This is a genomic window from Photobacterium sp. DNB22_13_2 (genome assembly GCF_052873915.1).
Genome location: NZ_JBNNXU010000001.1, coordinates 118330 through 131590 on the forward strand (window position 1 = coordinate 118330; position 13261 = coordinate 131590).

Sequence of the window (13261 nt, forward strand, 5' to 3'; positions counted from 1 at the left end):
ATGGCTTTTGAGCTAATTTGCGATATCCAAGATATCACCCCAGGGACAGGCGTTTGTGCGCTATTCAACGGCCAGCAAGTTGCCATTTTCCGCCCCAGTGTTGCCGAAGAAGTGTTCGCTATCAGCAATATGGATCCGTTTGCCCGTTCAAACGTACTTTCTCGCGGCCTAATTTGTCAGCACCAAGACGCGCTTTGGGTTGCTAGCCCGCTGAAAAAGCAGCGCTTCAATCTATCTACCGGTGTGTGCATGGAAGATGAACGTTTCAACATTAAAGTATTTAATGCCCGAGTCACTAACGGCAAGGTTGAAATCGCAGCGTAAATCAAGAAAAAGTTAAGCCGCAAAAAAATTAAATAGCAAAAAGGCTCACTGCCCGACACTGGTATGCGAGCCTTTGACTATTCAATTTTAACTTTAACTTTTTGGAGTGACATGATGTCCTATTCAAAACCGATGGAATTCGTTCAGACAATGATTGACACTGGCGAAGCGAAAATGCGCACCTCTACACGTGACCTGATATTACGTGGCACGATGGCGGGTATTATTCTCTCGTTAGCCGTTGTGGTGGCGATCACCGCTATCACACAAACTGGGATTGGCATTGTCGGCGCGCTAGTCTTCCCTGTTGGCTTCTGTATTTTAAGCCTAATGGGCTATGACCTGGTTACCGGTGTATTTGGTCTTGCCCCACTGGCAAAATTCGACAACCGCAAAGGCATTACTTGGCGTCACGTTCTGCGTTGCTGGGGACTGGTTGGCCTTGGTAACCTGGTCGGCTCACTGATCGTTGCTTTCCTTATCGCTCTCTCATTCACCATGAACTTCAGTGTTGAACCTGGTGCAGTAGGACAAACTTTTATTAAGGCAGCAACAGCACGTACCGTTGGTTTCGAAGAACTTGGCGCAAATGGCTGGATCACCTGTTTTGTTCGCGGCATTCTTTGTAACTTAATGGTTTGTTTGGGCGTAATTGGTAACATGACGGCCCGTAGCGTAGCCGGTAAAATTGCAGCAATGTGGCTACCTATCTTTATTTTCTTCGCATTAGTATTTGAGCACGCAGTGGTGAACATGTTCCTGTTCCCACTCGGTATGATGCTGGGTGCAGATTTTGGTATTGCAACTTGGTTGAACTTCAACCTTATCCCAACCATCCTAGGTAACCTTGTTGGTGGCCTGCTATTTACGTGTATTCCGTTATACCTAACGCACGCAAAAACAGCGCCGGCAATTAACGTAGAAAATGATTCAGCGGTTAATGCAGAGCCTGCACTAAGCATTAAGTAATCCTTGCAACAGGCCCTGAATAGAATGTTCGGGGCCTGTATCTAACTTACACCACGTATTGTATTGTTTTGGCTATAAAAAGTAATAACTCCTTAAGGTGAATTTAGCCGGACGAGTGCTACTTTTTATATCCAAATTTTAAAAAGGCGTTGCTTATGACCACCAACCGCGCATTACCAAACAGCGGCTTTGTCTCCCTTGTCGGTGCCGGACCGGGTGATCCAGATCTACTGACAGTAAAGGGCCTAAAGGTTATCCAAGCTGCAGACGTCGTGGTGTACGACCGTCTGGTTTCAACAGATATCCTTGCACTGGCAGATGCATCAGCAGAGATGATTTACGTCGGTAAAAAACTCGATTTCCATTGTGTCCCACAAGATCAAATCAACCAGATTTTGGTTCAAAAAGCGCAAGAAGGTAAGCGTGTTGTCCGCCTGAAAGGTGGTGACTCATTCATCTTTGGCCGTGGTGGTGAAGAACTCGAAGAGTTAGCCAAATTTGGTATCAAATATGAAGTCGTACCGGGGATCACTGCCGCAGCAGGTGCTACCGCCTATGCAGGTATCCCGCTGACCCATCGAGACCACGCTCAAAGCGTCCAGTTCATCACAGGTCATGTCCAGAAAGACGGCCGCGAGATTAAGTGGGGCTCACTGGCACAGTCCAACAACACCCTAGTCTTCTATATGGGTTTGAAACAGAGCGGCCATATTTGCGACAAGCTGATCACCCATGGCCTTGCCGCAGAAACACCTTGTGCCATTATTGAAAACGGCACACGCCATGACCAACGCGTGCTTACCGGTACACTTGCAACGTTGCCAGAACTGGCAAAAGACGCTGTTAGTCCCGCATTAATTGTTATTGGCAGTGTGACGTCATTGAGTGAAACCTTGCAATGGTTCAATCAAGAATAATGTAGCCAGCCCAAAAAGGGCACTTATAGGTGCCCTCCCTTTAATCTGTCCCCACCCTTGTGCTCATTAGCGTTTGACCAGAGCAGCACCAGCCCCCATCCCTATCAACATCATCACAATAAAGACTAACATCGACGGGTTAAGCCCAAAGGTCGAAGTCACTGCCGGGCCGGGACAAATACCGGCAATCCCCCACCCTAAACCAAACAATACCGCGCCACCGACAAGCTTTTTATCAATCACTTTGTTGTTTGAGATCTCGAACGTCTCAGCACATACCGGAGCTGAACGTTTTTTTATCACCAATAGATATACCGGCAGAAAAACAGCGAGTGCGCCACCCATCACAAACATCAAACTCGGATCCCAAGCGCCAGCAATGTCTAAAAAGCCCAGTACACGATGGGGATCGACCATGCCAGATATCATCATCCCCAAGCCAAACAGTAGCCCTGTCAATAAAGCCACTAATTGAGATAACCCTTTCATCTTTGAGCTCCTGTTACAGCACATGCAAGCGAACAAAAACAGTGGCTACCGCCACGCCCATGAAAATGCAGGTTGCGACGATTGAACGTTTGGATAACCGTCCCATTCCGCAGATACCATGGCCACTAGTACAACCGTTACCGATTTTGGTACCAACGCCAACCAATAAACCGGCTATCCCAACCCACAAGAATGAAGATACCGGCAAGGTTTCAGGCAAAGAAAACCCTAATGCTGGTGCCAATAAGCCGCTGGCCAGCATGCCAATAACGAACAATAGCCGCCACGACACCTCACCTTCTTTAGGAGCCAATAAACCCGAGACAATACCGCTGATGCCTGCAATCCGGCCATTCAGCAATAACAACATTGAGGCAGATACCCCTAGCAATATTCCCCCGGCCAATGCATCCCATGGGATTTCAAATGCCATATCTTCTCCTAGCAGTTCACCTACATCATTTAATTAGAGAATACTAAAGTATAGGTTTCAGTCAACACTAATTTAGCACAAATTAAATTAGCTTTTTCTAATTTAATTATTTATATTGGAAGCCATCATGAATCGAGATACTGTAGCCCCCTAATTTTAGGGCAGACGGAGAATGCAATGACCAAGATTTTGATTGTGGGCGGTGTCGCTGGTGGCGCATCAGCAGCCGCACGTGCTCGCCGATTGAGTGAAGATGCTGAAATCATCATGTTTGAGCGAGGCGAGTTTGTCTCTTTTGCTAACTGCGGCCTGCCCTACCATATTGGTGGTGATATTACAGACCGCAGTAAGCTGTTGCTTCAAACACCAGAAAGCTTTCTTGCCCGCTTCAATGTCGATGTCAGAGTGATGAATGAAGTGGTCGCAATCGATCGTAAAGCCAAAAGTGTTACGATAAAGAATCTGTTCGATGGCTCAGAATACAACGAAACGTATGATTTTCTCCTGTTAAGCCCAGGGGCTGCGCCCGTGATTCCGCCAATTCAGGGCATTGATAATCCGCTGACACACTCTCTGCGCAACATCCCTGATATGGATAAGATCCTTAAAACGATCGAAATGAACAAGCCTGAACATGCGACTGTTGTTGGTGGTGGCTTTATTGGCCTTGAAATGATGGAAGCCTTCCACCAGCTAGGGATCAAAACCACACTGGTTGAAATGGCAGATCAAGTCATGACGCCCGTTGATCGTGAGATGGCCGGTTTTGTTCATCAGGAAATCCGAGACAAGGGCGTTGATCTTCGCTTAGGGGTTGCGCTTGAATCAGTCGAATACCGCCCTAGTACCTCTATCGCCAACGAAGATGCAGGCGAAAGCGCCGACCACCAGCACCTATGCGGTGAACTTAGCCTCCACCTCAATAATGGCGAGACGTTGAATACCGATATCCTGATTATGGCCATTGGCGTCCGCCCTGAAACAACGCTGGCTGCTGAAGCCGGCCTACAAATTGGCGAGCTTGGCGGCATCTACACCAACGCAAGTATGCAAACCAGCGACCCGTCGATTTACGCGGTCGGTGATGCTATCGAAGAAACTGATTTCGTCACTGGTAATCAAACATTTGTTCCTCTTGCCGGCCCAGCGAACCGTCAAGGGCGCATGGCTGCAGACAACATGCTTGGCCGCAGCGAAACCTATCAAGGTACTCAAGGTACCGCGATTTGCAAAGTCTTCGATCTGGCCGTTGCCTCAACAGGTAAGAACGAAAAGCAGCTAAAACACGAGGCTGTCGAGTACGAGAAAGTCTATGTTCATACGGCAAGCCACGCTAGCTACTACCCTGGCGCAGAAACGGTTTCACTGAAGCTCTTGTTTTCGCCAAGTTCTGGCAAGATTTTTGGCGCACAGGCTGTAGGTAAAGATGGAGTAGACAAGCGAATAGATGTACTTGCTGTCGCCCAGCGTGCAGGCATGACCGTTGAACAACTTCAGCACCTTGAACTAACCTATGCACCACCATATGGCAGTGCCAAGGATGTGATCAACCAAGCAGCATTTGTAGCGAACAACATCATCAAAGGTGATGCTACACCGATTCACTACGATGAAATTGGTACTCTTACTGATAACCAACTGCTGCTAGATGTTCGCAACCCAGGCGAGCTTAAGAATGTTGGTTATTTGGAAGGCGCGGTGAATATTCCTGTCGATCAACTTCGCCAGCGTTTAGGCGAATTGCCTAAGGACAAAGAGATCATCATCTATTGTGCTGTCGGCCTGCGAGGCAATGTGGCTTATCGCCAGTTGGTTAATAACGGCTACAAAGCTCGCAACTTAATAGGTGGATACCGCACCTACACGTTTGCTCAAAAATAGTGATGAATACATCTACGAAATAGAGTTGTTATAACAGTGAAGCCTGACGGTAACGTCAGGCTTCACTGTTTTCAATGTTCAATTCTATGATTTAATAAGATTTATTTCCTCGACCGCTGCTGTTGTCATAACGATCTTTGCCATATTGATGGCCATTGTTATAGCTATTATCTTTATCGCTCTTCTCGTAGCTGTCATCAGAACCATAGCTGTTATATGAGTAATCATTGTCATCATGACCGCTATCATCATGCTTACCATAATAGTTATCACTCTGATGCTCTTCATAATAACTATTATGTTCATAGCGATAGCGATATCTATCATACCAAGAGTTAAACTTCGGCTGATACTCTTCTAGTTCAATGATAAACAAGCAGTCAAAAAAGATTGGTGAGCCTTCCGAGCCGTCAAAGTTTGATAGGTCAACCATACCTGATAGGCGGGCAGTACCTTTGTGCCACTGATATTCACCGGAGGCTTTGATTACCGCATTTTCATCGCTAGAAGCACCGGTAATATGGGAAATAGATTTACCTTCGGGTGTCACTATCGTTGTCAGCACTGGCCGGACCGTGGTATCCCCTCTGGTCACTATCAACCCATCGGGTAGATAAAAAAACGTGGTACCAACTAATTGAAGCCCAACTCCAGGATCCCCGATAATTTCAGATAAACAATCCGTCGCCCAACCAATGTGCTCTCCATCGTGAATATTCTTCAACTCGACATCAAAGCATTCTGCATCCAATGGTGGCCCATATTTTTCTAAAGGGGGGACTGTCGTTGTGTACTTTTCACCAGTACCGACAAGATTCAACGCCAAGCGCTTTTTAGTATCATCACCATCGTCTTTGTCGTCACCCGAATCACCGCTATTGGAGTAGCCATCGCCATTAGAATAACCACCATCATTGGAATAGCCACCACTAGAATGACCTCCTCCACTGTTTGACTGATAGCTTGATGTGTAGCTATCACTGTCACTTTTCGAATATGAATCATCATCTTTTTTACTTGAATAGGACGAAGAATCATCACTGTCATCATATTTTCCTGACGCTAAGGTCCCCGCAGAGAACCCAACACAAACCGCCAATACCGAGAGTGCTATCTTGTTCATTCTCATCATGCTACTCCACGTAACGCTGTGGTTTTACTTAAATTAATAGCCAACCAATATGTCGTAAAAGATTTACCACCATCTGTAAAAAACATGCAATCCAGATGAAATCTCTAAATATTGGATTTAATTGTAGAGGATTTGGAGGATTGCTTTGGAAGGGCATTTAAAAGCCATAAAGGGCTAAACTATTAAATGAATTGGGTTTAGTCGGAAATACCGCATATTTCAAATAAGAGAAATCTGTGTCAGTTCTTAAAAATAATACAGTCCCATAAGATTGTGGCAGCCTGGAATGCTTATCCAGCTGCCACTCAAAACTTAGATCGAAAGGTTTATCGAGGAAGGATCTTTCGGGTTCGGACCGTATTCGTTGACCACGGGTTGGCTGTCTTGCACAAAGAAATACATCAATACCAACACACCGATTAGCGGGATCAAACCGAGCAGCATCCACCAGCCAGTTCGACCAGTATCATGCAGACGGCGCACACCAACCGCGATACTCGGAATAAGTATAGCAAGAGAATAAATTGTACCGATAAGCCCTGCACCTTCACCGGCCCCAGGGTTCCCCAGAGCTGAATCAATCATTGATAATGCGATGCTGATGATGATGTTAAACAAGAAGAAATACCAATATTCTTGGCGTCTAGCCCGACCTTTAAAGACGGCATATTTTTTTAATACGTGGATATACCAGTTCATAGCTGACCTTAGTAGAAACAGATTGAGATTATAATATTGTGTTAAAAATCAATTTTCTGCCAACCATCGCAAAAATATGGCCAAGAAAATTGTATGGCTTTGTAATAAAAATAAATTACTTGAGAATACACACTGCAACTTGGGAATTGGTCACATCTGAGCAATACTAGTTGAAACCCATTTCGGCAAGGTGCCCGTCATGAAACCGCTCCTGCTTTCACTCAGTTTATTGCTCGCTAGCCAATCATCACTTGGGGAACAACATACTATACACGAGCCGATCTTCTCCCCAGATAAAGGCGTACTCTGCGATCGACAAGCTGGGTTCTGTGTCGATAACTACGGGATCTCGATGGCCTTTACCAAAGAGTTCTTGGGTCAAGAAGCCCAAGACAACATGATGGAATTGATCAATAGAGTTGGCACCAATAACTTCGATACCACCCGCTATTCGTTCAGCAATAAGGTGTATTGTGACTCTGAACAAAAAGCCTGTTTTGTCGACCGGTTCTCTGAAGAGCAATTGGCTGATTATACCAGCATCTTATTTGACTAAACTCATCTCTTCATTTGAGCAAGTAGCTTTCTAGAAGACGTGCTGAATATCGAGATAGCGGGCTCTGATATGCTCTATCAGCAGCTTTATTTTTTGCGAAGGCTGGCGAGTATAGGGGTATACCGCATAAATACCTAAGCGCTTGCCCACCAACTCAGGAAAAAGATCAACGAGCTTCCCTTCCATGAGATCGTGATAAACCAAGCAACGCGGCACATAGGCTATTCCATACCCACCCAATGCCGCTTTTCTTAAAGCCGTTGCGTTATCGGTTGAAAAATTACCGCTAACACGAAGAATATAGTTACCCTGCTTACCGATAAATTGCCACTCCGAAGCCCCTGTCGTTTGATAGGCATACTGCAGGCAGTTATGATCGACCAGATCTTGTGGTACATCCGGCTTTCCGTTTCGGGAAATATATTTCGGCGCAGCACAAATCACCCACTGTGAGTCGAGGATATGCCTAGCAATCAGACTAGAGTCTTCCAAATACCCAGTACGGATCACCAAATCGTAACCGTCTTCAATGAGATTAACAAAACGGTTATCAAGTGACATATCGACCGTAAAGCCGGGGTGGTCGGTACAAAACTCTGCAACCGCATCTGCCAGCAGCAAGTCGCCCGAGATGGTTGGTACAGACATCTTGACATGACCGCTGACTTTTTCACCAAACCCACTAACCGCATCCAAGGCTTCCATCGCGGCTTGCTTCACATTTTTTGAACCCTGATATAACACTTTCCCAGCCTCACTGACCGTAAGTTTACGGGTAGTTCGGTAAAGTAGTTGTACCCCGAGATCATCCTCCAGACGGGCAATTCTCTTGCTAACCACGGAGTTTGTAAGGGAATTCAACTCTGCAACCTTACTGAAAGAGCCATGCTCTACTACCTGAGCAAACAAGATCAGGTCATCTGCTTTCGCCATTATTTATCCATTTTTGGAAGAAATGTTTTTCATTATTTCCCTATACCAAATAAAAATAAAGCTATATCGTCACACTCAGTTAACAAAACAAATATAAATCAAAAACAAATATGTTCATTGATGCATAGGTTATGCATTACAAAACAGCACTCCGAAGGATTGAAAATCATGAACGACACCCTACTTGCACTCGTTGCATTCTCACCGATAGTGGTTGCCGCTATCTTACTGGTTGGGCTGAACTGGCCCGCCAAGAAAGCAATGCCTGTTGCTTTCTTGCTAACCGTTGCCATCGCCCTGTTTTGCTGGGACATGTCTGCAAACCGTGTTTTGGCTTCTTCTTTACAAGGTCTCACCATTACCGTCTCAGTATTGTGGATTGTATTTGGTGCGATTTTTCTCCTCAATACGCTGAAACACACCGGAGCCATTACTACCATACGTAACGGCTTCACAGACATCTCCAGTGATCGCAGGATACAAGCCATCATCATTGCTTGGTGTTTTGGCTCGTTTATTGAAGGGGCATCCGGCTTCGGTACCCCAGCAGCAATTGCAGCCCCACTTTTGGTCGCTATCGGTTTTCCTGCACTTGCCGCTGTACTGATGGGCATGATGATCCAGTCTACCCCGGTTTCATTTGGCGCGGTCGGTACCCCTATTATTGTCGGTGTTAACAAGGGCCTTGATACTCACAACATCAGTGAAACCCTGATCAGCCAAGGTTCAAACTGGGATATTTACCTGCAGCAGATCACCACCAACGTGGCATTAATCCACGCCACTATCGGTACTATGATACCGGTGCTAATGGCAATGATGCTGACTCGCTTTTTCGGTAAGAACAAAAGCTGGACTGAAGGCTTGGACATCTTACCTTTCGCCCTGTTTGCTGGTGTCGCCTTCACCGTACCATACGCCTTGACCGGTATGCTGCTTGGACCTGAGTTCCCATCATTGATTGGCGGCTTGTTAGGTTTGGCTATTGTGGTTTCAGCCGCGAAGAAAGGCTTCCTTGTACCGAAAAAGCAATGGGACTTTGAAAGCGAAGATAAATGGCCTGAAGAGTGGCTAGGTTCACTGAAAATTGACCTTAAAGCGACCGATAAACCAATGAATCTAGTCATGGCTTGGACACCGTATGTCTTGCTTGCTGTTGTCTTGGTTGCAAGCCGGGTCAGCGCAGACTTTAAAGCCTTTTTAGTCAGTGTCAGTCTTTCATTTTCGAATATTCTGGGCGAAACAGGGATCAGTGCTTCTATCCAACCTCTATACCTACCGGGTGGCATTTTGGTGTTTGTTGCGATTGTGGCGGTATTGATGCAATCACGCCAGCTCAGCCCATTATCCGAAGCGTTCAAAGAGTCGAGCAAAACATTAATTGGAGCCGGTTTCGTCTTGGTCTTCACCATCCCGATGGTGCGTATCTTTATCAACTCAGGAGTCAATGCGGCTGACTTGGCCAGTATGCCAGTCACAACAGCAAACTTTGTATCTGATTTGGTCGGTGATTTCTTCCCGGCATTGAGTGCCACTATCGGGGCTCTAGGGGCTTTCATCGCGGGCTCGAACACCGTTTCCAACATGATGTTCAGCCAGTTCCAGTTCGAAGTAGCACAAACCTTGACGGTCTCGAGTGCAGCGATTGTCGCCCTACAAGCCGTTGGCGCTGCAGCAGGGAACATGATTGCAATTCATAACGTGGTTGCCGCATCCGCTACGGTTGGCTTACTTGGCCGTGAAGGTGCAACACTACGCAAGACCGTGATCCCTACGTTCTACTACCTCGTTATGAGCGGTATTATCGGCCTTTTCCTCATCTATGGCCTGCATATTACCGATGTACTTATGGGTTAAATGTCCCTAATCAATAAAACGTATCAGGCCAGCTAATTTCTGGCCTGCATCGCCAAACAACTACAGCAAGTACATTAAGTACGGCAAGTACATCAAGTACATCAAGTACATCAAACAAAATTTATAGCCCTAACTCTCAATCCCAACCAAACATTCCAACAATAGTGATTGATAACAGTAAGATAAATACAGCATTCAACCATTCAGTAACACTGACTGATGCAGGATCAGCAATGGAAAACAAATATCAACAGCTAGAAACCCTACTCGCGACCAAGATCGATCAAGAGCGGATCATCACAGAAGAAGCCAAGCGGCTTGCTTACGGCACTGACGCCAGTTTCTACCGACTCATCCCTGAGCTTGTTCTGCGCCTGAATCATTTAGATGAAGTCATTTTCACCATTCAAACCTGCCGTCAACTGGATGTGCCTTTCACTTTTCGAGCTGCAGGAACCAGCTTATCTGGCCAAGCCGTGTCAGATTCTGTGCTCATTACCCTGACTGATGACTGGCGCGGACATACCATTCTTGAACAAGGTGACAAAATACGCCTTCAACCCGGTGTTATTGGTGCCGATGCCAATCGCTATCTTGCCCCATACCAACGGAAAATAGGCCCAGATCCAGCGTCAATCAACACCTGTAAGATCGGCGGTATCGCCGCCAATAATGCCAGTGGCATGTGCTGTGGTACCGCACAGAATTCCTATAAAACCGTCGATAGTATGACCATCATCTTTACTGACGGCACTGTGCTCGATACGGGCAACGAAGATAGCATTGGCGCTTTCAAAGCCAACCGGCCAGATCTAATTGATGGTTTAACGCAGCTTGTACTGGCCACCCAACACAATACCGAACTGTCAGAAAAAATCCGTCACAAATACCGACTTAAAAATACCACCGGTTATGCCCTCAACGCCTTAGTTGACTATCACGACCCAATTGAGGTGCTTGAGCACCTAATGATTGGGTCAGAAGGTACCTTGGGCTTTATTGCCGACATCACCTATAACACCGTTATTGAACATCCGCACAAAGCTTCTGCTTTATTAGTTTTCCAAGATATCGAAACGGCCAGCCAGGCAGTGTCAGTGATTGCCAAAACCAATGTCTCAGCTGTTGAGATGATGGATGGCAGAGCATTGCAATCCGTCGCAGATAAACCGGGAATGCCGGACTATATTCAAGCTCTTGATCTGGAATCGGCCGCACTGCTGGTGGAAACCCGAGCCAGTTGCAGCCATCAACTAGAACAGCAATGTCTTGAGGTAATGACGGCGCTAGAAGGCTTCACCATTACGCATTCCACACCGTTTACCATCGATGCTAATACCGTTGCGAGTCTATGGGCTATCCGAAAGGGAATGTTTCCTGCCGTCGGCGCTGTTCGGGAAACAGGGACAACGGTGATCATTGAAGATGTCGCATTTCCTGTCGAGCACCTTGCAATGGGCGTACGGGAGCTGCAGCAACTGTTTGACAAATACCACTACAGCGAAGCGATTATTTTCGGCCATGCCCTAGAAGGAAACCTGCATTTCGTTTTCACCCAAGGGTTTGATGACGAATCAGAGATCAATCGTTACGGCAACTTTATGGATGACGTTGCCGAGCTTGTGGCGGTCAAATACCAAGGGTCACTCAAAGCGGAGCACGGAACAGGCCGTAACATGGCTCCATATGTTGAACTGGAATGGGGCAATGACGGCTATTCCTTGATGAAGCAAATTAAAACCCTGTTCGACCCAGAAGGGCTATTGAACCCGGGCGTAATCATCAATGATGATGAGCGAGCACATGTTTCCAACCTCAAGCCTATGCCTGCAGCTGACGAACTGGTTGATCGTTGTATAGAATGCGGGTTTTGTGAGCCGGTCTGCCCATCACGAGCACTCACCTTGTCACCACGCCAACGAATCGTCCTTTACCGCGAACTGCAACACCGAGAACGTCAATACCTAGCGGGTAACATCAAGCGACCACCGGTCGATGAATTAAAAGAAGTCTTTGAATACCAAGGCGTCGATACCTGTGCAGCAACGGGGCTTTGCGCTGATCGTTGTCCGGTAGGCATCAATACTGGGGATCTTGTTAAAAAGCTCCGTATCGAAAAATACCAGCGCTTTACCCCTATCGCTCGTTGGACTGCCGATCATTTTGGCACTACGACGACCTTGGTGAAAGCTGGACTTAGGAGCAACCAGATTGCCCGTAAAATTGTCGGTGATAATGCAGTAGGAGCGATGACCAATGGCTTTCGTAAAATCACGGGTGGTAAGATACCGGTCTGGATGCCAGAAATCCCGCAATCCAATACACATACAATCAACAGCGAGCGGTCTATAACATCAAGCAACAAAGTGGTGTATATGCCCTCTTGTGCCAGTCGCACCATGGGGCAGCAGGATTCCGCCAAAGACCAACGTCCGTTAACGGAAGTGACGCTGTCCTTACTTGAAAAAGCGGGCTTTGAGGTGATCACCCCAGAAAAACTCAACAGCCAATGCTGCGGCATGCCCTATGACAGCAAAGGCATGAATGATATTGCTACACAAAAAGTACAAGAGTTAGAAACCCTGTTGTGGCAAGCCAGCGAACAAGGCAAATATCCAGTGTTGATGGATACCAGTCCTTGTGCCAAACGCAGCATTGAAAACTTTACCAAACCATTGGAAGTACTCGAACCCGTTGGTTTTGTGTCGCGCTATTTGCTGCCGCACCTCACTCTATCTCCTATTCAGGAAACCGTTATGTTACACGTCACCTGTAGCTCACGCAGGATGGGGCTTGAAGCGGAGATGTTAACGCTGGCAAAAGCTTGCGCTGAAAATGTAGTGTTACCAGAGCATATCCAGTGCTGTGGATGGGCTGGTGACAAGGGGTTCACTACCCCAGAACTCAATGAAGCCGCTGTTTCACCGTTAAAAGAGCAAGTACCGACAAACTGTTCCCGAGGCTTTAGCAACAGCCGGACCTGTGAAATCGGCTTGTCGCACCATAGTGGTATTACGTACCAATCAATCCTCTACCTTGTCGACGAGGCAGCTGCCTAACTTACGGTTTCC

At 46.7% G+C, this 13261-nt stretch carries 12 protein-coding genes; 7 read left to right on the forward strand and 5 right to left on the reverse strand.

Annotation, left to right across the window (positions count from 1 at the left end):
* From nirD to cobA, 3 genes are all read left to right on the forward strand, one after another.
* Complete coding sequence (gene nirD / locus ACVA58_RS00515; protein ID WP_446508519.1) at positions 1 to 324, forward strand: nitrite reductase small subunit NirD; 324 nt, start codon at positions 1 to 3, stop codon at positions 322 to 324.
* A 114-nt stretch (positions 325 to 438) separates the two neighbouring features.
* Positions 439 to 1293: a formate/nitrite transporter family protein gene (locus ACVA58_RS00520; protein WP_446508977.1), complete on the forward strand. Its 855-nt coding sequence runs from the start codon at positions 439 to 441 to the stop codon at positions 1291 to 1293.
* A 155-nt stretch (positions 1294 to 1448) separates the two neighbouring features.
* Positions 1449 to 2210, forward strand: a complete 762-nt coding sequence (gene cobA / locus ACVA58_RS00525; RefSeq protein ID WP_446508520.1) for a uroporphyrinogen-III C-methyltransferase — start codon at positions 1449 to 1451, stop codon at positions 2208 to 2210.
* Between the two features lie 66 nt (positions 2211 to 2276).
* Here cobA and ACVA58_RS00530 read toward each other — a convergent pair whose 3' ends face one another.
* Both ACVA58_RS00530 and ACVA58_RS00535 read right to left on the reverse strand, forming a co-directional pair.
* Positions 2277 to 2699, reverse strand: a complete 423-nt coding sequence (locus ACVA58_RS00530) for a DUF6691 family protein (protein WP_446508521.1) — start codon at positions 2697 to 2699, stop codon at positions 2277 to 2279.
* Between the two features lie 13 nt (positions 2700 to 2712).
* Entirely contained in the window at positions 2713 to 3132 is a 420-nt protein-coding gene (locus ACVA58_RS00535; protein ID WP_446508522.1) for a YeeE/YedE family protein, read from the reverse strand.
* Between the two features lie 177 nt (positions 3133 to 3309).
* Between ACVA58_RS00535 and ACVA58_RS00540 the strand changes: the two genes are divergently transcribed.
* The gene (locus ACVA58_RS00540) at positions 3310 to 5013 is read left to right on the forward strand and encodes an FAD-dependent oxidoreductase (RefSeq protein WP_446508523.1); all 1704 of its coding nucleotides are present in this window, start codon (positions 3310 to 3312) and stop codon (positions 5011 to 5013) included.
* Between the two features lie 91 nt (positions 5014 to 5104).
* Here ACVA58_RS00540 and ACVA58_RS00545 read toward each other — a convergent pair whose 3' ends face one another.
* The gene (locus ACVA58_RS00545; RefSeq protein WP_446508524.1) at positions 5105 to 6145 is read right to left on the reverse strand and encodes a hypothetical protein; all 1041 of its coding nucleotides are present in this window, start codon (positions 6143 to 6145) and stop codon (positions 5105 to 5107) included.
* A 312-nt stretch (positions 6146 to 6457) separates the two neighbouring features.
* Complete coding sequence (locus ACVA58_RS00550; protein WP_446508525.1) at positions 6458 to 6844, reverse strand: DUF805 domain-containing protein; 387 nt, start codon at positions 6842 to 6844, stop codon at positions 6458 to 6460.
* 199 nt (positions 6845 to 7043) lie between these two features.
* Between ACVA58_RS00550 and ACVA58_RS00555 the strand changes: the two genes are divergently transcribed.
* The gene (locus ACVA58_RS00555) at positions 7044 to 7400 is read left to right on the forward strand and encodes a YcgJ family protein (protein ID WP_446508526.1); all 357 of its coding nucleotides are present in this window, start codon (positions 7044 to 7046) and stop codon (positions 7398 to 7400) included.
* Positions 7401 to 7430: 30 nt separating this feature from the next.
* Here the strand turns inward: ACVA58_RS00555 and ACVA58_RS00560 are convergent, their stop codons facing one another.
* Positions 7431 to 8333: a LysR family transcriptional regulator gene (locus ACVA58_RS00560; RefSeq protein ID WP_446508527.1), complete on the reverse strand. Its 903-nt coding sequence runs from the start codon at positions 8331 to 8333 to the stop codon at positions 7431 to 7433.
* 168 nt (positions 8334 to 8501) lie between these two features.
* Between ACVA58_RS00560 and ACVA58_RS00565 the strand changes: the two genes are divergently transcribed.
* Positions 8502 to 10190: an L-lactate permease gene (locus ACVA58_RS00565; protein WP_446508528.1), complete on the forward strand. Its 1689-nt coding sequence runs from the start codon at positions 8502 to 8504 to the stop codon at positions 10188 to 10190.
* A gap of 233 nt (positions 10191 to 10423) precedes the next feature.
* The gene (locus ACVA58_RS00570; RefSeq protein WP_446508529.1) at positions 10424 to 13249 is read left to right on the forward strand and encodes an FAD-binding and (Fe-S)-binding domain-containing protein; all 2826 of its coding nucleotides are present in this window, start codon (positions 10424 to 10426) and stop codon (positions 13247 to 13249) included.
* Positions 13250 to 13261 lie beyond the last annotated feature (12 nt).

Coding starts and splice junctions, on each gene's coding strand:
- nirD (WP_446508519.1), top strand. CDS start 1: ATGGCTTTTGAGCTAATTTGCGATATCCAAGATATCACCCCAGGGACA.
- ACVA58_RS00555 (WP_446508526.1), top strand. CDS start 7,044: ATGAAACCGCTCCTGCTTTCACTCAGTTTATTGCTCGCTAGCCAATCA.
- ACVA58_RS00550 (WP_446508525.1), bottom strand. CDS start 6,844: ATGAACTGGTATATCCACGTATTAAAAAAATATGCCGTCTTTAAAGGT.
- ACVA58_RS00520 (WP_446508977.1), top strand. CDS start 439: ATGTCCTATTCAAAACCGATGGAATTCGTTCAGACAATGATTGACACT.
- ACVA58_RS00540 (WP_446508523.1), top strand. CDS start 3,310: ATGACCAAGATTTTGATTGTGGGCGGTGTCGCTGGTGGCGCATCAGCA.
- ACVA58_RS00530 (WP_446508521.1), bottom strand. CDS start 2,699: ATGAAAGGGTTATCTCAATTAGTGGCTTTATTGACAGGGCTACTGTTT.
- ACVA58_RS00560 (WP_446508527.1), bottom strand. CDS start 8,333: ATGGCGAAAGCAGATGACCTGATCTTGTTTGCTCAGGTAGTAGAGCAT.
- ACVA58_RS00565 (WP_446508528.1), top strand. CDS start 8,502: ATGAACGACACCCTACTTGCACTCGTTGCATTCTCACCGATAGTGGTT.
- cobA (WP_446508520.1), top strand. CDS start 1,449: ATGACCACCAACCGCGCATTACCAAACAGCGGCTTTGTCTCCCTTGTC.
- ACVA58_RS00535 (WP_446508522.1), bottom strand. CDS start 3,132: ATGGCATTTGAAATCCCATGGGATGCATTGGCCGGGGGAATATTGCTA.
- ACVA58_RS00570 (WP_446508529.1), top strand. CDS start 10,424: ATGGAAAACAAATATCAACAGCTAGAAACCCTACTCGCGACCAAGATC.
- ACVA58_RS00545 (WP_446508524.1), bottom strand. CDS start 6,145: ATGATGAGAATGAACAAGATAGCACTCTCGGTATTGGCGGTTTGTGTT.